At 48.5% G+C, this 23,895-nt stretch carries 17 protein-coding genes; 9 read left to right on the plus strand and 8 right to left on the minus strand.

The annotated features are described in order from the left end of the window. Window positions 1–170 precede the first annotated feature (170 nt). Window positions 171–2,075: an erythromycin esterase family protein gene (locus C234_RS0104100; RefSeq protein ID WP_034540924.1), complete on the minus strand. Its 1,905-nt coding sequence runs from the start codon at window positions 2,073–2,075 to the stop codon at window positions 171–173. Between the two features lie 79 nt (window positions 2,076–2,154). After that, window positions 2,155–3,225 carry an N-acetylmuramoyl-L-alanine amidase family protein gene (locus C234_RS0104105; RefSeq protein WP_027324737.1) on the minus strand — a complete coding sequence of 357 codons (1,071 nt, stop codon included), beginning with the start codon at window positions 3,223–3,225 and terminating at the stop codon, window positions 2,155–2,157. Between the two features lie 125 nt (window positions 3,226–3,350). Here C234_RS0104105 and C234_RS0104110 point away from each other — a divergent pair, with 125 nt between their 5' ends. From C234_RS0104110 to C234_RS0104130, 4 genes are all read left to right on the plus strand, one after another. Beyond that, a complete protein-coding gene (locus tag C234_RS0104110) occupies window positions 3,351–4,631 on the plus strand; it encodes an O-acetylhomoserine aminocarboxypropyltransferase/cysteine synthase family protein (protein ID WP_027324738.1) in 1,281 nt (426 codons plus the stop codon). A 571-nt stretch (window positions 4,632–5,202) separates the two neighbouring features. Next, window positions 5,203–7,497, plus strand: coding sequence for an NADP-dependent malic enzyme (locus C234_RS0104115; protein ID WP_027324739.1), 2,295 nt, complete (start codon window positions 5,203–5,205; stop codon window positions 7,495–7,497). Further along, window positions 7,494–7,670 carry a hypothetical protein gene (locus C234_RS17735; RefSeq protein ID WP_021647217.1) on the plus strand — a complete coding sequence of 59 codons (177 nt, stop codon included), beginning with the start codon at window positions 7,494–7,496 and terminating at the stop codon, window positions 7,668–7,670. The genes C234_RS0104115 and C234_RS17735 overlap by 4 nt, the downstream gene beginning before the upstream one ends. Window positions 7,671–8,045: 375 nt before the next feature. Continuing rightward, window positions 8,046–9,380 (plus strand): NADP-specific glutamate dehydrogenase, encoded by a 1,335-nt coding sequence (locus tag C234_RS0104130; protein ID WP_021647219.1) that lies wholly within the window; start codon window positions 8,046–8,048, stop codon window positions 9,378–9,380. 230 nt (window positions 9,381–9,610) lie between these two features. Here the strand turns inward: C234_RS0104130 and C234_RS0104135 are convergent, their stop codons facing one another. Further along, window positions 9,611–12,589: a PEP/pyruvate-binding domain-containing protein gene (locus tag C234_RS0104135; RefSeq protein ID WP_027324740.1), complete on the minus strand. Its 2,979-nt coding sequence runs from the start codon at window positions 12,587–12,589 to the stop codon at window positions 9,611–9,613. 93 nt (window positions 12,590–12,682) lie between these two features. Between C234_RS0104135 and C234_RS17345 the strand changes: the two genes are divergently transcribed. The 4 genes from C234_RS17345 (at window position 12,683) to C234_RS0104165 (ending at window position 18,793) form a co-directional block, all read left to right on the plus strand. Beyond that, a complete protein-coding gene (locus C234_RS17345; RefSeq protein WP_027324741.1) occupies window positions 12,683–12,934 on the plus strand; it encodes a hypothetical protein in 252 nt (83 codons plus the stop codon). Window positions 12,935–13,683: 749 nt separating this feature from the next. Next, window positions 13,684–15,795 carry a prolyl oligopeptidase family serine peptidase gene (locus C234_RS0104155; protein WP_027324743.1) on the plus strand — a complete coding sequence of 704 codons (2,112 nt, stop codon included), beginning with the start codon at window positions 13,684–13,686 and terminating at the stop codon, window positions 15,793–15,795. Window positions 15,796–16,041: 246 nt separating this feature from the next. Continuing rightward, window positions 16,042–17,379 (plus strand): NADP-specific glutamate dehydrogenase, encoded by a 1,338-nt coding sequence (gene gdhA, locus C234_RS0104160; protein WP_027324744.1) that lies wholly within the window; start codon window positions 16,042–16,044, stop codon window positions 17,377–17,379. A gap of 247 nt (window positions 17,380–17,626) precedes the next feature. Then, on the plus strand, window positions 17,627–18,793 hold the full coding sequence (locus C234_RS0104165) for a M24 family metallopeptidase (protein ID WP_027324745.1): 1,167 nt from the start codon (window positions 17,627–17,629) through the stop codon (window positions 18,791–18,793). A 43-nt stretch (window positions 18,794–18,836) separates the two neighbouring features. On the opposite strand, the gene C234_RS0104170 is transcribed toward C234_RS0104165, so the two are convergent. Further along, the gene (locus C234_RS0104170; RefSeq protein WP_027324746.1) at window positions 18,837–20,273 is read right to left on the minus strand and encodes a CCA tRNA nucleotidyltransferase; all 1,437 of its coding nucleotides are present in this window, start codon (window positions 20,271–20,273) and stop codon (window positions 18,837–18,839) included. Between the two features lie 120 nt (window positions 20,274–20,393). On the opposite strand from C234_RS0104170, the gene C234_RS0104175 reads away from it, so the two are divergent. Then, a complete protein-coding gene (locus tag C234_RS0104175; protein WP_027324747.1) occupies window positions 20,394–21,230 on the plus strand; it encodes an outer membrane protein assembly factor BamD in 837 nt (278 codons plus the stop codon). Window positions 21,231–21,242: 12 nt separating this feature from the next. Here the strand turns inward: C234_RS0104175 and C234_RS0104180 are convergent, their stop codons facing one another. The 4 genes from C234_RS0104180 to ruvA all read right to left on the minus strand — a co-directional run bounded on the left by C234_RS0104180 (window position 21,243) and on the right by ruvA (window position 23,778). Beyond that, window positions 21,243–21,782, minus strand: coding sequence for a ClbS/DfsB family four-helix bundle protein (locus C234_RS0104180; protein ID WP_027324748.1), 540 nt, complete (start codon window positions 21,780–21,782; stop codon window positions 21,243–21,245). A gap of 220 nt (window positions 21,783–22,002) precedes the next feature. After that, window positions 22,003–22,140: a hypothetical protein gene (locus C234_RS17740; protein WP_162830789.1), complete on the minus strand. Its 138-nt coding sequence runs from the start codon at window positions 22,138–22,140 to the stop codon at window positions 22,003–22,005. Window positions 22,141–22,152: 12 nt separating this feature from the next. After that, window positions 22,153–23,130 (minus strand): DUF3843 family protein, encoded by a 978-nt coding sequence (locus C234_RS0104190; RefSeq protein WP_027324749.1) that lies wholly within the window; start codon window positions 23,128–23,130, stop codon window positions 22,153–22,155. Window positions 23,131–23,172: 42 nt separating this feature from the next. Next, complete coding sequence (gene ruvA, locus C234_RS0104195; protein WP_027324750.1) at window positions 23,173–23,778, minus strand: Holliday junction branch migration protein RuvA; 606 nt, start codon at window positions 23,776–23,778, stop codon at window positions 23,173–23,175. Between the last annotated feature and the right edge of the window lie 117 nt (window positions 23,779–23,895).

The following is a 23,895-nucleotide window of genomic DNA, read 5'->3' on the forward strand; positions in this document are numbered from 1 at the left end:
TTTTTTTTGATAAAATCGTCATTCGCTACAACATGGATAAGGTTGTATTGTATCCCGAAAATAGTTTGAGTTTGCTAAACCTGTTCAAGTCCATTTGTAAAAACGCAAAAATCAGCATTGACAATAAACAGGAGTGAAATACCTTAATCCGATTTTCAATCGGTACTAAATCAGTGATTAAAAATATTGTAATTTCCAGGCAACAGTTTCAGATATTGGCGAAGTTGAAGCATCTTCGGAACGGCTTTTTCGCCAAATGAAACCTCCGGCCGGATAACATCCGATGGTTTACTCTGAGATAAATATACAATGCCATCCATTAATAAATGAGGATATCCAATAAAAAAACGGCTATTCGCAGAAATGGTTCCTACACGCATATATAAGGGACCTTTGGGAAGAGAAGCGGTATTGGTGAAAAAATAACGATGGTTACTTATATTAAGTTTCGACTCGAGACTGAGAGAGTACGGACAAGGTAATTCGTTAACCATAAAATTAAAATTATTTATAGTGGTGTTTTCTCCGTTTCCTACAAAAAATCCTATGGAGAAGAAATCATTTTTAAAAAGATTCTTCAACAGCCCGCCACAGGATTGATCGTTAAACGACCAGCTTGCCCGGAACCGGTTATTGCAGATGTGCCCTAAATGTCCATAAAAAGTAACCGTTTCGTCAGGGGCACATAACAGTCCGGTCAAATATCTAATATTTTCATACATGATTGAATCTCTTATTATAAACTTATTATCGGATGAATGGAGTCGATAAAGTTGTTGATGATAATGGCCAATCATGTTCAATTCAGTAGGGTCTAATCTAATTTTCTTCTCTGCCTCAACCTCTTTTAATGCTTTAACCACATCGTTATGGTAAAAAGTAATTGCTGCCAGTCTTTTACATATTTCATCCTCAGCCTCAAGCTTATTTGTCTTTCTAAGATAATCAAACAAGTTTAGGTTATAAACAGGTAAATCTTCGATATTTACATCGAATCCCAATACTCGCACCTTTTTATCTGCTGTTTTATTGTATTCTTTTACCCATTCAAAAAATCCCAGCATATTTTTGGAATAAACAGATTGGCTTATCACACCGTATTTTACAATGCTGTCAAGGTGAAACGCCTCATTTCCTCTCACATATTGATTCACGCTAAGCATCTCGTCTAAAGGCAACTCTATCAATATCAACTTGCAATTTCCGTGAGTCACCCGATATTTCAGAATGTCGATGGCCGCCTTTTCTATCGTTTGGCTTCCGTGTACCGACTCTCCTAACGCCACTATCTTTTTTGTTCTTAATTCAGAGATCGGACCATATCTTTTTTCCTCTGAAACATCTAAATCCTTTAACTTTTTCTTCTTTATTTTATAATGAGAATCCGCATCGGAAATTGAACTGTACAACTGATCTTTATTCATAGATAATTGTATATCATCAAGGAAAAGAGCAGAGTTGCCTTTAACGTTGTCCGATTGCAGCTGAAATTCGAACCGTAAAAACCGGACGTTTCTCAAAGGATGAATTGCTTTGGCAATTGTCCAACCCGTGTCTTTCAACAGGATCGTCGTGTCTGAGCTTATGACGTCTCCTTCGTCATCCATGCATTGAGTGATAAAAACAGGATTTGATAAATTTTCACTCTTATAAGACAAACGAACCGTTATAGAGTCAGCATCGCTCGGTTTAAGTAGAAGCCCGCTACTAATAATATGCTTCTTTTTGCTTTTCCCTAACGCGGCTCTTTTATTTCCGGCTATCACAATTTTTTGAACGGGCTTTTGAGTATCGATAATTACACTTGTGTCAACCGCCAAAGATAAGTTATCGCCATTATAGACATCCCAATAAATCCTCCTTAGGTTATCGGTTTCGGAATTGAGTATATACCGGAAAGCCCCATTGTCTTGAGCGAGCAATAAATGACTCTTTACAAACAAACAACAAATTGTGAATATACCGCCTCGCAACAGCAGTGACAGAGCAGTAATATCAGAGATGCGATTTTTCCTCGATGGAGGAATGCAAGTGGCTAAGCCGGATGAAGTAAAAAAGACTTGTGACAATTTCATTGTATGTACTATATATATAAAGTCAAATTATGTTTTTCAAGCTCGCTAACGAAATAAGATGCGACAAGAGTAGACATTATCATTTAAACGTCAGTTTATAATCTTTTATAAATCCCTCCATCAGCCAATTGGCGAGGGCCTGCCGGTTGGAATTGATGACCAGCCGCCGCTGGTCGAACGTGTTTTGAATATTGCCCAGCTCCACAAAAACAGAGGCCGGATGGGTGTAAGCCAGCACATACAGATTCCGCTCGCTCACCGTTCCTGAAAAGCCGCGATTGGGCTGATGCTTCCCGTATTTGGATTCGAACATATCTTTCATGTTGTATGCCAACCGCTTGCTTTCGGCCTTCTTCATGGAATGATAGAAAAAGACATCGGTCTGCTTCCCTTTGCTCCGGCTGTCTACATGAATAAAGATGGCGCGGCAGTAAGCATAGTTCTTCCGGTCTTCCCGGTAAAGCGTGTTTATCCGCTCGCAACGTTGCTTCAAGCGTTGCACCTGATTTAAAGGAATGGGAGCGCCCATGCAGGTTTCGCGCTTGCTGTTCGACAAATAGGCATCATCTCTGATACCGTCTTTGGCATCCCGGATGATAATGTGCACTTCCGCCCCCTCCTGCATCAGGTTGCGTGCCAGACGAAGGGCGATATCATAGGCATATTCGTCTTCATGAAGTTCATGTTTTCCCACATAGCCGATAGCTCCCGGGTCGGGCCCTCCATGCCCGCTGACTATATAAAAGCACGCACCTGCCAAACGTTCGGAAGTTACCGGGACATCCGCCAACTGCTTTCCGAAGAGCGGTTGATGAATGGACGTTCCTTTTCTTGAAGGCTTATCCGGCACTATCTTCTTTTTCCCACCGGCAGGCAGCTTATCCGCAAGAGGCTTTCCCGATACGGTTTTCGTTCTTTTCACCGGAGGAATGACGTAGGTCATCCCCATCTTCAACACTTCTTCCTTCCCTAATTGTTTCCTGTTCAACTCCACAAAGTCATTATAATATTTTTTAGGCGACCTGTTGTGTCTCAGCAGAAAAGTAGAAATGCCTTCACCAGCTTTCGGAGTGGCTTTCTCTTGAGCCTTTGCTCCCGGAATTAAAAAGAATACACTAAAACACAGAAGAATACCGAATCTCTTTTTCATATTTACGTTAACTCGTATTTACAATATCATTTCACTCATAAAATAGAACAAAAATACGATTATTTTCTCTATTTTTGCGCCATTCATCCTTTTTTTGAAAAGAAGACATTTAAAACCGATACATTATGGCAAAACAATTCAAACCCGAAACATTGTGCGTACAAGCAGGATGGAAGCCCGGCAAAGGAGAGCCGCGCGTACTGCCCATCTATCAAAGTACAACTTTCAAATACGATACCAGCGACCAGATGGCGCGTCTTTTCGATCTGGAAGACAACGGCTACTTCTATACCCGCCTGCAAAACCCGACCAATGACGCCGTAGCCACGAAGATAGCCGCACTCGAAGGCGGAGTGGCCGCCATGCTTACTTCAAGCGGTCAGGCTGCCAACTTCTACGCAATTTTCAATATCTGCCAAGCAGGCGACCACTTTGTTTGCTCTTCGGCCATTTACGGAGGCACGTTCAACTTGTTCGGCGTCACCATGAAAAAGCTCGGAATCGACGTAACCTTCGTCAGCCCCGATGCCGGCGAAGAAGAAATATCGGCAGCTTTCCGCCCGAACACGAAAGCATTGTTCGGCGAAACCATCTCCAACCCGTCGCTCGAAGTGCTGGATATCGAAAAATTCGCGCGCATCGCCCACAAGCATGGCGTTCCTCTGATTGTAGACAATACCTTCCCCACTCCCATCAACTGCCGCCCGATCGAATGGGGAGCGGATATCGTGGTGCACTCCACTACCAAATATATGGACGGACATGCCACCAGCGTAGGCGGTTGCATCGTCGACAGCGGCAATTTCGACTGGGATGCCCACGCCGATAAATTCCCCGGACTATGTACTCCGGACGAGTCGTACCACGGACTGACGTATACGAAAGATTTCGGGAAAGCGGCTTACATTACCAAAGCTACCGCCCAACTGATGCGCGACTTGGGAAGCATACAAAGTCCGCAAAATGCCTTTTTGCTGAATCTGGGACTGGAAACGTTGCATCTACGCATGCCCCAGCACTGCCGGAACGCACAAAAGGTAGCCGAATATCTATCGGGACATGAGAAGGTGGCATGGGTGAACTACTGCGGACTGCCGGAGAACAAATATTACTCGTTGGCACAGAAATACATGCCCAATGGGTCTTGCGGTGTTATTTCTTTCGGGCTTAAAGGCGGACGCGATGTCTCCATCCAATTCATGGACGCTTTGGAGGTAATCTCCATCGTCACCCATGTGGCGGATGCGCGCAGCTGTGTGCTACACCCTGCAAGCCATACCCACCGCCAGCTTACGGACGAGCAGTTGATAGAGGCCGGTGTACGCCCGGACTTAATCCGTTTATCGGTAGGCATAGAAAACGCCGATGATCTGATTGCAGACATCGAACAGGCATTGAAGGCATAACGAATAAAAAAAATGTTTCTACAGTTTAAAGGACATAAGACCGTCTTTATTTCCAAATAGTAAAAGCAATAACCTCAAGTTTATCGGATGATGTCAGGCATTAAGACTTTGAAGGTGCGGTTCACTCTCTGGTAGGGGCGGCTGCGTTTGCCGTTATGCGGAAAGAAGTTAGCTCCATTTATTATAAAGTCAGCGTTTTCGGTTTAAAGGATATTTCGTCTGCCGTTCGTGATTCATTCGTCTTTCGCCTGCGTTTGATTCGTCTCTCGAACGGCAGACGAATCAAACGCAGACGAAAGACGAATAAGTTTTGCTGTAAAAAGAGTAAAGGATTGCAGTGTAAAGGATAAGATAGAAATCTTAGATTCGCCGCATAAATTAACGGTGAAACAGACTTACATCTTCACAGAACAAAGTAAATAAGCAGTTGCACGAAATACTTTCCGAAATAATTCGTTTCAAACGGCTATTGTAATAAAATAAAATGATTTCGCCCGTTTTTCAAAACAAATTCCAACATTTATTTATACATTTGTAGCCAATTGACAAATTTGCATTTAAATAACTTATCATGGCTAAAATAACCAAAGAAGCCGCTTTGCTCTATCATTCGCAGGGTAAACCCGGCAAAATAGAGGTCGTTCCTACCAAACCTCACAGTACACAGAATGATTTATCTCTTGCATATTCTCCCGGCGTGGCAGAACCTTGCCTCGAAATTGAGAAAAATCCGCAGGACGCTTATAAATACACGGCGAAAGGAAATCTGGTAGCCGTTATTTCCAATGGAACCGCCGTTTTGGGACTGGGTGATATCGGTGCGTTGAGCGGCAAACCGGTAATGGAAGGCAAAGGGCTGCTTTTTAAAATCTATGCCGGCATAGACGTGTTCGACATCGAAGTGGACGAGAAAGATCCGGATAAGTTTATCGAGGCGGTAAAGGCCATCGCTCCGACTTTCGGCGGCATCAATCTCGAAGACATCAAAGCGCCGGAGTGTTTTGAGATAGAACGGAGGCTGAAAGAGGAGCTGGATATTCCGGTGATGCACGACGATCAGCACGGCACTGCCATTATTTCAGCAGCCGGACTGGTGAACGCGCTTCAAGTGGCGGGAAAGAAGATAGAGGAGGTGAAGATCGTAGTCAACGGCGCCGGAGCTTCCGCCGTATCGTGTACCAAGCTTTATGTGGCTTTGGGGGCGCGCCTGGAGAATATCGTCATGCTCGACAGCAAGGGGGTTATCAGCCAAACGCGCACGGACCTGAACGAACAGAAACGGTTCTTCGCCACCGCACGCACCGACATACATACGCTTGAAGAAGCGATGAGAGGCGCCGACGTATTCCTCGGACTGTCGAGAGGAAACGTGGTGAACGGAGACATGATACGGAGCATGGCCGCCATGCCTATCGTGTTCGCGCTGGCCAATCCGGTTCCCGAAATATCTTACGAAGAGGCCATGGCCGCCCGTCCCGACGTTTTAATGTCTACCGGACGTTCCGACTATCCGAATCAGATCAACAACGTAATCGGATTTCCTTACATCTTCCGGGGCGCTTTGGATACGCAGGCAAAAGCCATCAACGAAGAGATGAAAATAGCTGCCGTATACGCCATTGCCAATCTTGCCAAACAACCCGTGCCGGATGTGGTGAATGCAGCCTACCAGGTAAACAACTTCACTTTCGGTCCCGAATACTTCATTCCCAAACCGGTAGACCCGCGCCTTATCACGGAAGTGGCTTGCGCCGTAGCCCGCGCGGCCATGGAAAGCGGAGTAGCCCGCAAGCCTATCGAGGACTGGGACGCATACAAGGTGCATTTACGGGAACTGATGGGATACGAGTCCAGACTCACCCGCCAGCTTTACGACACTGCCCGCCGCCATCCGCAACGGGTAGTATTCGCCGAGGGCACTCATCCCAACATGTTGAAAGCGGCCGTAGAAGCCAGATCGGAAGGGATCTGCCACCCTGTTCTGCTGGGCAACGACGAAGCCATCTGCAAGCTGGCGCAGGAGTTGGATCTCAGTCTGGAAGGCATCGAGATTGTCAATCTTCGCCATCCCGACGAAGCGGGACGACGCGAACGTTACTCCCGCATTCTGGCGGAAAAGCGGGCGCGCGAAGGATTCACTTTCGAAGAAGCCAACGACAAGATGTTCGAACGCAACTATTTCGGCATGATGATGGTGGAAATCGGAGATGCCGACGCCTTTATCACCGGACTTTACACCCGATACAGCAACACCATCAAGGTGGCGAAAGAGGTAATCGGCATCCGCCCGGAGTTTACACATTTCGGAACGATGCACATCCTCAACTCTAAAAAGGGAACTTACTTTCTCGCCGACACGCTGATCAACCGCCATCCCGACGCGGATACGCTGATAGACATAGCCAAACTTGCCGATCACACCGTGCGGTTTTTCAACCATACGCCGGTAATGGCGATGCTGTCGTACTCCAACTTCGGGGCCGACACTACAGGAAGCCCGGTAAAAGTGCACCAAGCCGTAAGCTATATGCAGGAGAGGTATCCGGAACTGCCCATCGACGGAGAAATGCAAGTAAACTTCGCGATGAACCGCAAGCTGCGCGATGCCAAATACCCGTTCACCCGCCTGAAAGGGAAAGACGTGAATACGCTCATCTTCCCGAACCTGAGTTCTGCCAACGCAGGCTACCAGCTATTGCAGGCCATGGATCCGGATACGGAGTTCATCGGGCCCATTCAGATGGGACTGAACAAGCCCATTCACTTCACCGACTTCGAAAGTTCGGTTCGCGACATCGTAAACATCACAGCCGTAGCGGTAATCGATGCTATTGTGGAAAAGAAAAAGAAAATAAACGACCAATGAAACGCCCGTTATCAAAATCACAAATTGTTTGCATCAGCCTGCTTTGGCTGGCGCTGTGCTACTTGGTACTGACAAGAGCCGAACGCATCGACGGAATGACGATTATCATGCTGCTCATCTCTGCGGCATTGGTTTTTATTCCTGTCTATAAGTCCGTCAAAAAGAAGAAATAATATCTTTTTTACTTAAAAAAGAGCGATAATGTAACAGAAATAACACATTATCGCTTTTTTATTTATAAAATTGTTGCATATTCATTTTTTATCTTTACTTTTGCAAATCAAAATAAAGAACAAGAATCCGTTTGAATTTTGCCACTATTCTTTTTAAGAGTTCTTCTTGAAGAAAATGACCTGTTTCCATAAGAAAACCGTTGCGGAATACCGACGCGCCAAACAGAAAAGTCGGAGGCGGGGAACTCCGGGGAGAGAGGAAAACCGCAAGACGGCATTATCGAACCGGATTCTACATTACAAACATATAAATATGGTGTGCCTGCAAAGCAGGTTCATAAAATAAGGTAATAGATAACCATTAAAAAAGTGATTATGAATGCAGCTAAGGTATTAGAAGATTTAAAAAGAAGGTTTCCCAACGAACCGGAGTATCATCAGGCGGTAGAAGAAGTACTGGCCACGATCGAAGAGGAATACAACAAGCATCCGGAGTTCGACAAAGCGAACTTGATAGAGCGTTTGTGTATCCCCGACAGAATCTATCAGTTCCGGGTCACTTGGGTGGATGACAAAGGCAACGTGCAAACCAACATGGGATACCGTGTGCAGCACAACAACGCTATCGGCCCGTATAAAGGCGGCATCCGCTTCCATGCGTCCGTAAACCTTTCCATTCTGAAATTCCTTGCATTCGAGCAGACTTTCAAGAACTCGCTGACTACGTTGCCCATGGGCGGAGGCAAGGGCGGATCGGATTTCTCGCCGCGCGGCAAGTCGAACGCCGAAGTGATGCGCTTCGTGCAGGCGTTCATGCTGGAGCTGTGGCGTCATGTAGGACCCGAGACCGACGTTCCGGCAGGCGACATCGGCGTGGGAGGACGCGAAGTGGGCTTCATGTTCGGCATGTACAAAAAGCTGACGCATGAGTTCACGGGAACGTTTACCGGAAAGGGACGCGAGTTCGGCGGATCGCTCATTCGTCCCGAAGCCACCGGATACGGCAACATCTACTTCCTTACGGAGATGCTGAAAACCAAAGGCACCGACCTGAAAGGCAAGACGTGCCTGGTATCGGGAGCGGGCAACGTGGCCCAATACACCATCGAGAAAGTGATCGAACTGGGCGGGAAAGTAGTGACCTGCTCCGATTCGGACGGATACATTTACGATCCCGACGGCATAGACCGCGAAAAGCTCGACTACATCATGGAGCTGAAGAACCTGTACCGCGGACGTATCCGCGAATATGCCGAGAAGTACAACGTGAAGTATGTGGAAGGTGCAAAGCCGTGGGGAGAGAAATGCGACATCGCCTTACCCTCAGCCACTCAGAACGAGCTGAACGGCGACCATGCGCGCCAGTTGATCGCCAACGGCTGTATCGCCGTGTCCGAAGGAGCGAATATGCCTTCCACTCCGGAAGCCATCAAAGTGTTCCAGGATGCCAAGATTCTGTACGCTCCCGGGAAAGCGGCCAATGCCGGAGGCGTATCGGTATCGGGTTTGGAGATGACTCAAAACTCCATCAAGCTGGGGTGGAGCGCCGAAGAGGTGGATGAAAAGCTGAAAAGCATCATGAAGAATATCCACGAGGCCTGCGTACAGTACGGAACGGAAGCCGACGGATACGTAAACTACGTGAAGGGCGCCAATGTGGCGGGATTTATGAAAGTAGCCAAAGCGATGATGTCGCAAGGCATTTTATAAAATCTTCCCCGAAGGTTCCATACAGAAACCGATGCACCGAAAGGAGGATTTGTAACCCGAAGCTCACGCATTCAATCCCCCTTTCGTCTGAAAAAGATTTCGCGTTTGCCTGAAAAAGACTTCGTGTCCAGGCAAACGCGAAGTCTTTTTCAGGCATGAGAGGGAGCCTCCGGTCTCGTTCTAAAAGAGAAAAGGATGCGGAGAAGCGTTCCGGATTCGCGCGTTTGCGGTCAGCCTTGTCCGCCATCGGGCATAAGCACAACGCCCCTGTTCTTTTTCCCGTCCATCTTCACCACCATCGGTTGTTCGAAACGGACGTGGCGCAAGAACTTCGTTTCCTGTACGGCAGGCTGCGCATCGAGGTACTCCTGATTGTAAACACCGTCGTTCATGTAAGCGTTGACGGTGAAATACCCCACGCCGAACGAAGTCAGATTCTGGAAGAAGTGAGTTCCCTGACTCGGATCGACGCGGTAGTTCGTCAGCCCCGCCTCCACAATCACGCGCGCGGCGGAGATGTGAGGCCACTTCACAGGAATGCCGAGCCACGTGTCGCTGCTTCCCCAACGGCCGGGACCGACCAGCACATACCCCTTTCCCTCGTCCAGAAACTGCCTGTTCAGTTTTTCTATCTCCCATGCGATGGCCTGATTGTTCGAAGCGCTATACCCTTCGGTCTTCACATATACGATATCATAGATATCGTTCATGACACCATGCCCCAAAGACTTGTCCGAGCGAAGCACCACCTGTTCGTCGGGTATCTGCGCCAAATCTTCGTCCAACACATCTTTACTGTCTACTATCGGACGAATCTGCAAGAGATAGAACGTTCCTTTCTTGTCCTGATCGGGATGCAGATTGGCGGCAAACTCTATTTCAACCGGACGCCGCATTTCCTGTTCGCCGTACTTCAACACCAGTTGCAGGATACGTGCCAGCGGGAAAACGTCGTGCTGAAGAATGTTGGCAAACGTGATTACTTTCCGCCCGCCGGGATAGAGTCCGTCGCGTATAATCTGGTCGTAGGGATCGTATGTAGAAGCGATGTACCGCAATGAACCGTCGCTCTCCGCCTCCTTCACATGAAGTTTCAGCAGGTTGAACCCGTCGTCGATGGAGAAGTTTTGCCCTACGTTCTTCAAGTCGAGCGCGTAGAAACGCGTCTGCGTCTCCTTCAGAGCAATCTCCATCTCGCTGGTCTGGAGCACGCGGTTGGGGTGATGGGGAGAGAAGCGAAGCGTCATTCCTCCGTCGACAATGTATTTGCCCAAGCCCAAAGCCAGGTTCACCGTCCCCTCTTCGGCCTTTTCATCGCCCAAGGGGTAGTAGTTGAGCGAACGGGCTACACCCGACATCGAAGGATAGTAGCGGTCGCAATACTGGTTGCCGACCACCTCTTGCAGGATAACCGCCATTTTCTCCTGATCGATTACATTCGACGTAGCCTGCATGTAGGCCTTGCTGTCGCGGAAGTAGACGGAAGCGTACACCCCCTTTATGGCGTCGGAAAGCATGCGGAGCATCTCGTACCGGTCGTCGAGATAAGGAATCATATACGTATTGTAGATTCCGGCGAAGGGCTGGTAATGCGAGTCTTCGAGCAAGGAAGACGAGCGGATGGCGATGGGCGACTTCACCACGTCGAAGAAAGTAAAGAAGTCTTCCACCAGCCGGTCGGGCAGTTTGGCTTTCAGGAAGTATTTCAGGATGAGATCGTCGTCGGCATCCGAGAGGGCTACCTGGTAGAGACTGTTTGTTTCCATGAACTCATCGAACACATCGGTGCAGAGGACAACGGTCTTCGGAATGGCTACGGCGGCATCCTCGAACTCCTCGAATTCGGGATGAATCTTCACCATGTTGTCGATGAAAGCCAGTCCGCGTCCCTTTCCCCCCAGCGATCCGTCGCCGATGCGGGCGAAGTTGGAATAACGGTCGAAGCGGTCGCGCTTGAAGACAGCCACCACTCCCTGATTTTTCATCTTCCGGTACTTGACGATGGCTTCGAAAATAATCTTGCGGTGAGCGTCCACATCTTGCAAGCTGTTCCACGTAATGGGGCGAAGAAACTCGGCAACGGGAAACATGGCGCGCGAATACAGCCAGCGCGAAACGTGGTTCCGGCTGATGTGGTAAAGGAACGACTCCGCAGGCACGGCGAAAAGAATGTTCTGCAGCTCTTTCAGATTGCGCACGCGCGCTATCTCCTCGCCGGTATCGGGGTTGCGAAACACGAAATCGCCGAAGCCGAAATTCTCGGATACAATGCGCCGCAGGTCGACATCCATCTTCTTCGAGTTCTTGTCGATGAAGCTTGCGCCGTATTTGGCCGCGTATAAAGCGTTTTCCGATTCCGACGACTGCACGATGAGCGGCACGAACGGGTCGTTCTTGCGTATTTCGGCACAAAGCTTGATGCCCGCCAGTTCGTCTTTGCCGCCGCGCTCCACTTTCGGGAAACGGACATCGGTAATCACCCCCAGAATATTGTTCCGGTACTTCCGATAAAGTTCCACAGCCTCCTGATAGGTACGCGCCAGAATAATCTTAGGTCGCCCGCGCATCCGAAGCGTGCGCTGATGGGCGTTCAACGCCTCGGTAGAAACCTCCTGACTCTGCTTGAGCACAAACTTATACAGGTTGGGAAGGATGGAGGAGTAGAAGCGGATGCCGTCTTCCACCAAAAGGATAAGCTGCACCCCCACCTCATTCACGTCATGTTCCAGATTCATCTTGTCCTCCATCAGCTTGATGATGGAGACCAGCAGGTCGGTGTTTCCCAGCCAGCAGAACACGTATTCGAACGCGCTGAGGTCTTCGTTGATGATGCGCTTCGTGATGCCGTGGCTGAAAGGCGTCAGAATCACGATAGGAATGTGGTTGTATTTCGCCTTGATATGCCGTCCGATATCGAAACTGTCGTTGTCTCCCGTACCCGGCATACATATTACAAGGTCGAACGGCATCTTTTCCAACAGTTCCCACGCCTCTTCCTCCGTCGATACTTGCGAGAAGCGGGGCGGATAGCGGAGAGACAGGGAAGTGTATTCGTTGAATATCTTCTCGTCGATACGCCCGTCGTCTTCGAGCATAAAGGCATCGTACGGATTGGCTATGAGCAGCACGTTGAAGATGCGCCTTGTCATCAGATTGGCGAACTGCGTGTCTTTGAAATAAAGCTGGTTCAGTTTGTATTTACTAAGCATAAGATCAGAATGATTACTCCGCAAAGTTAATTTTTTAATCTTATTTTTATTCTTTCCGGTGTCCCTATTTTGCGAATCGCAGCAGGAAGACGTTTGCCTGCACACGGGGAGCCATGGGGAAGCGGCGATCTGCCTGCGATGCCGCATCCGTTGCGCCTCTCGGTTCGGGGAAGATTGCCCTGCGATACACAGACCGACAACACGGATGCATGTCCATACCGCCTCTTGCTTCGGGAAAGATCCTGTCGCAACCCGTTCGGCAACCGCCGTTCTGCCGGAGGAAGCGACAGCGGTATTCCACAGCGTGAAAGTTTCCCGCCGGGGAAAGCCGAATCTTTTCATTAAAGGAACAGAGGCTCTGTCCGGGCGAAACAGAGGCTCTGTCCGGGCAAAACAGAGGCTCTGTCCGAGCAAAACGGAGCTTCTATCCGGAGCAAACAGAGGCTTTATTCCGTGAAGAAAGAAGCTTCGACGGAACTGAAAGAAATACCACAAAGCAAAACAGAAACCATTTTCAATAAAATACACCGGATGTATTCGGTGAAAAAAGAAGCTCCGACCAAACTGAAAGAACCGCCACAAAAGCAAAGCAAAAATCATTTTCAATAAAATACACCGGATGTATTCGGTGAAGAAAGAAGCTCCGACCAAACTGAAAGAACCGCCACAAAAGCAAAGCAGAAACTATTTTCAGTAAAATACATCGGGAGCATTCGAAGAAGGAAGAAGCCTCGTCGGAACAGAAAGAAGCATCACAAAAGAAAAGCAGAAACCATTTTCAGTAAAATACACCGGATTTGTTCGGTGAAGAAAGAAGCCACACCGGAACCCAAAGAAGTTAAGCCAAAGCAAAAGCAAAATTCTTTGCGGCAGAAACAGCCCTTCTCCGAAACAAGGCAAAAATGCAGCTCCGGCAAAAAGTTGCCGCAAGACAAACAGCCGCTTAGGGCAAAACCGAGCCGCTCCCTCCTGCCCCGAAGGCGGAAAGCCGGATAAATATTCAAAAAATAAAACTTGATATTCCTTTATAACTCATTATTTTGTACATTTGTGACGTCCAAGCTCTATGTCAAACCAAAAAAGAGATGAACGAAATGAAAAAAACAATCTTGCTAATGAGTGGAGTCATCGTGATGTCATGCACTTCGCAACAGAAAAAAATCGTCTACCCCGAAACGGCCAAAGTAGACACTGTAGACGTGTACTTCGGTACACAAGTTCCCGATCCGTACCGCTGGCTCGAAAACGACACCAGCGCCGCCACCGCCGAATGGGTAAAGGCGCAGAACGAAGTCACCGCTGAATACCTGAGCCGTATCCCCTTCAGAGACAAGCTGCTGAAACGGATGACCGAGCTTGCCGACTATGAAAAGATAGGCACTCCCTTCAAGAAACACGGGAAATACTATTTCCGCAAGAACGACGGACTACAGAACCAAAGCGTATATTACGTTCAGGATTCGCTGAACGGAGAACCGCGCGTATTCCTCGACCCGAATAAACTCTCGGAAGACGGAACGGTGGCTCTCACCGGATTGTATTTCTCCAACGACGGGAAATACACTGCCTACAGCATCTCACGCAGCGGCTCCGACTGGTCGGAAATATTCGTGATGAACACCGAAACGGGCAAACTGCTCGACGACCATATTCAATGGGCGAAGTTCTCCGGTGCAAGCTGGGAAAAAGACGGCTTCTACTACAGCGCCTATGACGCTCCGGTGAAGGGCAAGGAGTTTTCCAACGTGAACGAAAACCATAAAATATATTATCACAAGATAGGTGAACCGCAATCGAGCGACAAGCTCGTTTACCGGAATCCGGCTCACCCGAAACGTTTCTACAGCGCCGGAACCAGCGAAGACGAGCGCGTTCTCTTCCTCTTCGAATCGGGCGCAGGCAGAGGAAACAACCTCTCGATACGCAACCTGACGAAACCGGGAGCGCCTTTCGTGCAGTTGACAACCGACTTCGACTACCAGTACAGCCCGATCGAAGTAATCGGCGACCAAATCTATATCTTTACCAATTACGGCGCGCCTAAAAACAGAATCATGGTGGCCGACCTCAAGCAACCGAAGCTGGAGAACTGGAAAGAACTCGTGCCGGAATCGGACGCCGTACTGTCGGGAGCCGATATCATCGGCGGAAAGCTCTTCCTCACTTACGACAAAGACGCTTCGAACCATGCTTACGTATACGGTCTCGACGGAAAGATGATACACGAAATCAAGTTGCCTTCGCTCGGTTCGGTAGGCTTCAGCGGCGATAAAGACGACAAAGAGTGCTTCTTCGGATTCACCTCGTTTACCATCCCCGGAGCTACTTATAAATATGATATGGACGGAAACAGCTACGAACTTTACCGGGCTCCCGAAGTACAGTTCAACCCCGACGATTTCGTCACCGAGCAAATCTTCTTCACCAGCAAAGACGGAACGAAGGTACCGATGTTCCTTACCTACAAGAAAGACCTGAAGAAGAACGGAAAGAACCCCGTATTCCTGTACGGATACGGCGGATTCGGCATCAGCCTCAACCCGTATTTCACCACCTCGCGCATCCCATTCCTCGAGAACGGCGGCATCTATGTACAAGTAAACCTGCGCGGCGGAAGCGAGTATGGCGAAGAATGGCACATCGCCGGCACGAAGATGCAAAAGCAGAATGTATTCGACGACTTCATCTCCGCCGCCGAATACCTGATCGACAATAAATATACGGACAAAGAGGGAATAGCCATTGTAGGCGGTTCGAACGGCGGACTGCTGGTAGGAGCCTGCATGACGCAACGCCCCGACCTCTTCCGTGTGGCGGTTCCGCAAGTGGGGGTAATGGATATGCTCCGCTACCACAAGTTCACCATCGGCTGGAACTGGGCAAGCGATTACGGGACAAGCGAGGACAGCAAGGAAATGTTCGAGTACCTGAAAGGATATTCGCCGATTCACAACCTGAAGCCCGGAACCAAGTATCCCGCCACACTCATCACCACCGCCGACCACGACGACCGTGTAGTGCCCGCGCATTCATTCAAGTTTGCGGCAACTTTGCAGGCCGCCAACGACGGAACAAACCCGACAATCATACGTATCGACACCAAAGCGGGGCACGGAGCGGGCAAGCCGATGTCGAAAATACTGGAGGAACAAGCCGACACCTACGGCTTCATCATGTATAATCTGGGGATGAAACCGAAATTCTGACAGCGGGCAAACCGCTCGGGAATACCCCCACCGTACGAGCAAAGAAAAACAAAAGCGCGGAATTCCGCGCTTTCTTTTCAGCTTCTCGCATAGGGAAGAATACGCTTACACAACGCATCTTTATCATTTTATCATTATTTAATCAAAAAATAAGCGTAAAAAAGATTATATATGAAAAGTTTTCCTATATTTGCAGCATACAAAGCTGACATTTTATCAGAATAACCTTTTTAAAAACATACTATTATGAACATCCAAAAAATCATGTCCTCTCTGGAGGCAAAGCATCCCGGTGAATCCGAATACCTTCAAGCTGTGAAGGAAGTACTCCTATCTATCGAAGATATATATAACCAACACCCCGAATTTGAAAAAGCCAAGATTATCGAAAGGCTGGTGGAACCCGACCGTATTTTCACGTTCCGTGTGACTTGGGTAGACGACAAAGGCGAAGTGCAAACCAACCTCGGCTACCGCGTACAGTTCAACAATGCCATCGGCCCGTACAAAGGCGGTATCCGTTTCCACGCTTCGGTAAACCTGTCGATCCTGAAGTTCCTTGGCTTCGAACAAACATTCAAGAATGCGCTGACCACGCTTCCGATGGGCGGCGGTAAAGGCGGTTCCGACTTCTCGCCACGCGGCAAAAGCGACGCCGAGATCATGCGGTTCTGCCAGGCATTCATGCTCGAATTATGGCGTCATCTGGGTCCGGACATGGACGTGCCTGCCGGCGATATCGGCGTAGGCGGACGCGAAGTGGGCTACATGTTCGGTATGTATAAGAAACTGACCCGTGAGTTTACCGGTACTTTCACCGGCAAAGGATTGGAGTTCGGCGGTTCTCTGATTCGTCCCGAAGCTACCGGTTTCGGCGGATTGTACTTTGTGCACCAGATGCTGAAAGCCAAAGGACTCGATATTAAAGGAAAGACGGTAGCCATCTCCGGTTTCGGCAACGTTGCCTGGGGCGCCGCAACCAAAGCGACCGAGCTGGGGGCCAAAGTAGTTACCATCTCCGGACCCGACGGCTACATCTACGATCCCGACGGAATCAGCGGAGAAAAAATCGACTATATGCTCGAGCTTCGCTCTTCGGGCAATGACATTGTTGCTCCTTATGCGGAAAAATACCCGAACGCCACCTTCGTAAAAGGCAAACGTCCGTGGGAAGTGAAAGTCGACATCGCGCTTCCTTGCGCCACGCAAAACGAGCTGAACGGAGAAGACGCTCAAAATCTGATCAACAACAAGACGCTTTGCATCGGCGAAATCTCCAACATGGGATGTACGCCGGAAGCCATCGACCTCTTCATCGAACACAAGATGATGTATGCTCCGGGTAAAGCAGTCAACGCAGGCGGAGTTGCCACTTCCGGGCTCGAAATGTCTCAAAACGCCATGCACCTGAGCTGGAGCGCGGCGGAAGTGGACGAAAAACTTCATGCCATCATGCACGGCATCCATGCCCAATGCGTGAAGTACGGCACGGAATCCGACGGATATATCAACTACGTGAAAGGCGCCAACATTGCCGGATTCATGAAAGTTGCCCATGCAATGATGGGACAAGGAGTCATTTAAGAATCAATTGATTGCATAATAAATTATGAATAATGGGTCGCTTGGTAGTCGATTACCGGGTTGAGTCATAACAATGTTCATATATCTCTAAATCTTTGTTTAGTTGTATTTGTATTTGTGGTTTGCGCTACTCATCTCCTGCGACAGGAAGTGGGTAGCGCTATTTTCTTTGTTTGGGTTTTATTTTCAATTGAAATAATTAACTTTGCAGAACGAATGAACATATATAAACCATAATCAAATCTTCATGTTACAGCCTGAATTAAAATTAAGACGCGATAAGATACGCAGTCTGATGGCGGCGCAAGGGATTGATGCGGCACTCATCACCTGCAATGTAAACTTACTCTATACATACGGCACTATTGTCAGCGGCTATCTTTACCTGCCTCTTCACTCTCCGGCGCTGGTGTTTTTCAAACGCCCGAACAACATTACGGGAGAGTATGCTTTTCCGGTTCGCAAACCCGAACAAATAGTCGATCTGCTTAAAGAACAGGGAGTGCCCGCGCCAACGAAACTGATGCTCGAAGGAGACGAACTTCCCTATACGGAATACCTTCGTCTGTCCGGACTGTTTCCCGATGCGGAAATAGTAAACGGAACGCCGATTATCCGCGAAGCGCGCAGCATCAAAACCGCTGTGGAAATCGAGATGTTCCGCCGTTCGGGAATAGCCCACGCCAAAGCTTACAGCCAAATACCCGAAGTATATCGGGCGGGAATGACCGATTTTGAGTTTTCCATTGAAGTGGAGCGCCTGATGCGGTTGCAGGGAAGTCTGGGCATCTTCCGCGTATTCGGCCGGAGCATGGAAATCTTCATGGGCAGCGTATTGGCGGGCGACAACGCCGCATACCCTTCACCGTTCGACTTCGCCTTAGGAGGGCAAGGACTCGATTACGCTCTTCCGGTCGGTGTGAACAAGACTCCATTAAAAGAAGGACAGAGTGTAATGGTAGACTTGGGAGGAAACTTCAACGGATACATGGGCGATATGAGTCGCGTATTTTCTGTGGGCAAACTGCCGGAAGAAGCTTACAAAGCTCATCAAGTCTGCCTGGATATACAGGAGAGAATCGCGTCTGTCGCACGACCGGGAGTACGCTGCGAGGATCTGTACAATACAGCCATCGAGATGGTGACCGAAGCCGGCTTTGCCGACAATTTCATGGGAACCGGACAGCAAGCACGGTTTATAGGGCACGGCATCGGGCTTGAAATCAATGAAGCCCCGGTTTTGGCTCCACGCGTCAAACAAGAGTTGCAAGCGGGAATGGTATTCGCCCTCGAACCCAAAATCATTATACCCGGGGTGGGTCCCGTAGGCGTAGAGAATTCCTGGGTGGTGACGAACGAGGGAATAGAAAAGCTGACTATCTGCGAAGAAAGCATTATCAATCTGGAGGCCTGACAACAACAGCCGGCAATGTCTTGTGAAAAGCCGAACAGGCTCGCTACTCCTTAACCGCTTTCAATCCCATTTTCTTCGCCTTTTGCATCATAAAAGCATGGGCGGCTTCGTATTCATTGGGAATCACGCCGTCGAGTATGGCGTCTTTTATGGCAGCTTTCAAAGAGCCTACCTCCCGGCAAGGCTGCAAACCGAAGGTTTCCATGATTTCCTCTCCGCTCACCGGAGGCTGAAAGTTACGGATACGGTCTTTCTCTTCCAAGTCTTTCAGCTTCCGCCGCACCAGTTGAAAATTGTTCAGGAAGCGCTGCTTGCGTTCCAGATTCTTCGAAGTGATATCCGCTTCGCAAAGAGTCATCAGGTCGTCGATATCGTCTCCGGCTTCAAAAAGCAACCGGCGCACAGCCGAATCGGTCACCACGTCATCCGCGATTACGATGGGACGCATGTGCAATCCCACCATCTTCTGCACATACTTCATTTTCTCGTTCATGGGCAGCTTCATCTTACGGAAAATGACGGGAACCATCTTCTCACCCACAAAGTTGTGGTTGCGGAAAGTCCATCCGGCTTTAGGCTCCCAGCGTTTCGTCACCGGCTTGGCAATGTCGTGGAGCAACGCCGACCAGCGCAACCAAAGGTTATCGGTCATCTTGCTGATATTGTCGAGCACCTGAAGCGTATGATAGAAGTTATCCTTGTGAGAACGCCCGTTTCTGGTTTCCACTCCCTGAAGAGCCGCGAATTCGGGGAAAATAAGCGGCAGCAGTCCGCTGCGGTCTAAATCGATGAAACCTTTGGAGGGTATAGGCGAAAGGATGATTTTGTTCAATTCGTCTGCAATGCGTTCGCGCGAAATGATTTCGATACGGTCTTTGTTTCGGCAAAGCGATTCGAACGTATCATCGTCGATGTAAAAACCCAGCTGAGTGGCAAAACGAATGCAACGCATCATCCGCAACGGATCGTCGCTAAACGTGATATCCGGGTCGAGCGGCGTACGGATGGTCTTTTCTTTCAAATCGTCCAACCCTCCGAACGGGTCTACCAGTTCTCCGAAGCGAGATTGATTGAGGCAAACCGCCAATGCGTTGATGGTAAAGTCGCGCCGATTCTGATCGTCTTCGAGCGTACCGTCTTCCACAATCGGTTTGCGGGAGTCGTGCCGGTAGGATTCTTTACGGGCGCCGACAAATTCAACTTCCATCCCTTTATACTTCACCTGCGCCGTGCCAAAGTTTTTGAAAACAGAGACGTGCGCCCCCTTCCCCAGCTTTTTGCCCAACGCTTCCGCCATGGCAATTCCGCTGCCGACTACCACTATATCTATATCTTTAGAGGGACGTTGCAAAAAGATATCGCGTACATAACCGCCCACCACGTAGCACTCCAATGCGAGGGCATCCGCCGTTTCGGCTATTTTCCCGAAAATAGGTTCGCTGAAATGTTGCTTCAGTTCCTCTTGAGTCAATTCTATCATTCTAATACTATTACCAACGTTTTAAGCCTGCAAAATTACAAAAATATGAGGATAATTCGTACTTTTGCCTTTACATTAAATGTTAACTCGCTGCAAACAGCGCACTAAAACGATAAGATAATGAAAAAAACGATAATTTTCTCCGTCTGCCTGTCAGTACTTACAGCATGCGGAAGCGGAATCGAGAAAAAGGCGAACGAGAGACTCTCCGCAGCCCGCTCCGCCTATGAATGGGGCAACTACGACGAAGCCAAACGGGAAATAGACAGCATCAAAATCTTATATCCGAAAGCCTTCGAAGCGCGTAAAGCCGGTCAGGCATTGCTCATGGAAGTGGAAGAGCGGGCACAGCAGCGGAGGATAGCCGTTCTGGACAGCGCGCTCGGACTAAGGCAACAAGCGTTCGAAGCCATCAAAGGGAAGTACAAGCTGGAAAAGGACGACGAATATCAGACCGCAGGAAACTATTTTTGGCCTACCCAAACGGTGGAAAAGAACCTGCACCGCTCTTTCCTCCGGTTTCAGGTCAGCGAAAAAGGAGTCATGAGCATGACTTCCATCTATTGCGGGAGCGGCAGCATCCATCATACGGGAGTGAAAGTAACCGTTCCCGACGGGAGCTTTGCACAAACTCCCACTTCGAAAGACAGCTATGAAACGACGGATATGGGTGAGAAAATAGAGAAAGCGGACTATAAACTGGGAGAAGACGGAGGAGTCATCGAGTTTCTGGCCCTCAATAAAGACAAGAACATCCGCATAGAATACATCGGCGAACGGAAGTATGCCACAACGATGCACCCGGCCGACCGCACTGCGGCTGCCGAGCTATACGAACTGGCAAAAATACTTTCGGAGATAGATAGTATCCATTCGGAAAAAGAAAAAGCCCAACTCAAAATTGACTTTATCCGAAAGAAAAAGGAGTATAAAAAAGACGCAGGAGAAATGCTTTGAAAATATACACCGCTATTTACCGCTTGTTTTGATATGCAGTTTCAGCTTTTTCATCGCCCAGTCATAATGGCTTGAAGTGGCCGAAACGCAATAAGCGCCCAATGTCGAAGTGCCTGTCCATGCAAATGTGTTTTTTGCAAATAATTCGTCATTGGAAAAAGTCTCAATCAATGCCATTACCTTTTTATGGCTTTCCATAAGCATGTTTTTTGCGTCAATCAATGATGTCTTTTGATGTTTTTCCCAGAACTCTACATTCATCGCAGGATAAGTTTTCCAATTATACGGTTCGGGTAGAAAAGGTTTTGCATCACCGGCGCGATTGGACTCAATCCAATTCAACAACAACTTGTGCCATTCGTGCAAATGCACAAGTACATCCCGCAGATTCTTGTCCCTGCTCCAATGCGTCTCTTTTCCGGCCGCAGCCATTTCGTGTGCAAAAGCGGCATTTTGCAGTTCATCGCTCATCTGTTCAATAATTTTGCACAATCTATCAAATTGTCCGTTCGCCGCAATTATCAAATCCGTTTTTGTTGTTGCTCTTGCCATTGCTCATTCTTTATTTCGTTTTCACCTTTCCAATCGCTTCATTCTGCGCGTAAATAGCCACGCCATAAGCCTGCTGTGTCCGCCTTCAATCATTTAGCACTTTCGTCAGCTGTTTCCTTTCTTCCGTATAGTACGGGTTATTCTGATACTACTCGAACATCAAACCGTAATGCCGGATATAGTTTTGAAATGAATGAATGCCCGAAACTCTTGAAAATATTTATTTCACCCGCCTGTTCAATTGATTGTTCGCCTTTTCCGGACGAGACTTCCCTACCCTTTTTCCCGACGTTTTTTTCTTCCCTTGCACAGGCTTCGCTTTTCCGGTAAAGGGGTTCTTGTTCTTTTTTATCGGCATACGCGCTACTGTTTAATCTCCTTCATAATATTCGTCCAAAAACCAACGAGCTACAAAATCCCAGTTTTCATGAAGCAATCGTTTCCCGTCTTCGAAAGGGAACTGCGCATCGGGCAACAGCCGGTACTCCATGGCATATTTCAACAAGTCGAACGGACAAAGGCCTTGTTCGCAAAACAACCTGTAAGCGTTGACAACGGCAAGTTTCTGATCATAACAAGGATTGTCTTCGTGCGCAAGACATTCGGCTATGTCGAGCGCCATCAGCACACCCTTCGGGTTGCCATACATGATGAAATTCCTGCATTCCTTATATGAGTCTATGAAATCATGATCTCTCCACCCCATCTTCTCAACCGCAAAAGCCGCCCACTCTCTATGAGAATCGAAAAACATCAACGGCTTCCCGCCCGAAGCTTCCAGAAACCGGGCAGCGCTTTCGGGCAGTTCTCCGCCCGGGACAGGCACAGGCAAAGGTGTGCGTTTGATTTCCATAAAATCTCTTCCTATAAACCATTCGGGCGCAAGATGACCGCTTATGGGAGCTTCCTCAAAAATCTCATCCATCAGTTTATAGATCACTCCGGCAAGCTTCAGCAGACTATCGTCCAACGGGTTTCCAACCTCATCAGTCTCTATATCCGAGTAAAAATTCCAAAGAATGAAAGCAATGTCTTCGAGATTGATCTCATCGGGAAAGTAATTGTCCGTAAGCGTGTAGAAAGGCAAATAGCGGCCGTACTCGCGATGATGCCACCGAATGAATTGCCGCCAGTTTCCGTCATCGGCCACGCAATCTTCCAAATAAAGCGTCAGCAACAATGCCGTTTCCTGCCGGCTATATGTGTCAACCTCCCGATAAAGAGAAAGTCCGGCAAGCATCTCCGCCAACCGGTTGGCAAATCCAAGATACCATCGATCGGTATCCACGACTTTTACACGTTGGTGAAAGTCGAGCCACTCCTGCATATAAATCTTGTTTTCTTTCATTATTTCAAACTGATTCTGTTCTGCCACTATTTATACAAATTATTACAGTCTTTTCAAAGCCCACTTGATCACCTTTTCCACCGGCGCCGAAGGTTCTTCTTTCAGAATAGCCGTCACCACCTTTTGCGAAGGAGCAGTCGCAAAGCCGAGCATGGTCAAAGCAGCTACCGCCTCGTCGTGCACTTCCGTATTCACAGCCGGTAAAAGTGTTGTTCCCGAAGCAGAGATCCCTCCGTCCGATACGCCCACAGTCGTTATCTTATCTTTCAAATCCACAATGATCCGCTGCGCCGTTTTCAGTCCGATTCCCTTGACCGTTTTCAGCAAATTGGCGTTTTCCGTACCGATGACGTTTACCAGCTCGGCAGGCGACAAGGCTGAAAGAATCATCCGCGCCGTATTTCCCCCTATGCCCGAAACCGAGATCAACAAAAGGAATATTGCCCGTTCCTGCTTGTCGGCGAATCCGTATAGCACGTACGCGTCTTCTCGAATAGCCTCGTAGACATACAACTTGCACGTTTTCTTTCCCTGAATAGCGGAATAAGTATTCAACGAGATATTGGCGGCATACCCCACACCGTTACAATCGATCACTGCGGTTGCCGGACTGAGTTCGGCAAGCTCGCCACGTATATATTCTATCATAATGCACAAAGATAATAGTTTTTCACCACAGAATGAAAGTGTGATAAAAAAAATAAAATATCGGCTCACGCTCCTGTTAGTTATTGATAAAACGCTTACATTTACAACCGAAAGAAA

It is taken from the genome of Bacteroides pyogenes DSM 20611 = JCM 6294, assembly GCF_000428105.1.
Lineage (GTDB): Bacteria > Bacteroidota > Bacteroidia > Bacteroidales > Bacteroidaceae > Bacteroides > Bacteroides pyogenes.

Coding starts and splice junctions, on each gene's coding strand:
- C234_RS0104100 (WP_034540924.1), bottom strand. CDS start 2,075: ATGAAATTGTCACAAGTCTTTTTTACTTCATCCGGCTTAGCCACTTGC.
- C234_RS0104105 (WP_027324737.1), bottom strand. CDS start 3,225: ATGAAAAAGAGATTCGGTATTCTTCTGTGTTTTAGTGTATTCTTTTTA.
- C234_RS0104110 (WP_027324738.1), top strand. CDS start 3,351: ATGGCAAAACAATTCAAACCCGAAACATTGTGCGTACAAGCAGGATGG.
- C234_RS0104115 (WP_027324739.1), top strand. CDS start 5,203: ATGGCTAAAATAACCAAAGAAGCCGCTTTGCTCTATCATTCGCAGGGT.
- C234_RS17735 (WP_021647217.1), top strand. CDS start 7,494: ATGAAACGCCCGTTATCAAAATCACAAATTGTTTGCATCAGCCTGCTT.
- C234_RS0104130 (WP_021647219.1), top strand. CDS start 8,046: ATGAATGCAGCTAAGGTATTAGAAGATTTAAAAAGAAGGTTTCCCAAC.
- C234_RS0104135 (WP_027324740.1), bottom strand. CDS start 12,589: ATGCTTAGTAAATACAAACTGAACCAGCTTTATTTCAAAGACACGCAG.
- C234_RS0104155 (WP_027324743.1), top strand. CDS start 13,684: ATGAAAAAAACAATCTTGCTAATGAGTGGAGTCATCGTGATGTCATGC.
- gdhA (WP_027324744.1), top strand. CDS start 16,042: ATGAACATCCAAAAAATCATGTCCTCTCTGGAGGCAAAGCATCCCGGT.
- C234_RS0104165 (WP_027324745.1), top strand. CDS start 17,627: ATGTTACAGCCTGAATTAAAATTAAGACGCGATAAGATACGCAGTCTG.
- C234_RS0104170 (WP_027324746.1), bottom strand. CDS start 20,273: ATGATAGAATTGACTCAAGAGGAACTGAAGCAACATTTCAGCGAACCT.
- C234_RS0104175 (WP_027324747.1), top strand. CDS start 20,394: ATGAAAAAAACGATAATTTTCTCCGTCTGCCTGTCAGTACTTACAGCA.
- C234_RS0104180 (WP_027324748.1), bottom strand. CDS start 21,782: ATGGCAAGAGCAACAACAAAAACGGATTTGATAATTGCGGCGAACGGA.
- C234_RS17740 (WP_162830789.1), bottom strand. CDS start 22,140: ATGCCGATAAAAAAGAACAAGAACCCCTTTACCGGAAAAGCGAAGCCT.
- C234_RS0104190 (WP_027324749.1), bottom strand. CDS start 23,130: ATGAAAGAAAACAAGATTTATATGCAGGAGTGGCTCGACTTTCACCAA.
- ruvA (WP_027324750.1), bottom strand. CDS start 23,778: ATGATAGAATATATACGTGGCGAGCTTGCCGAACTCAGTCCGGCAACC.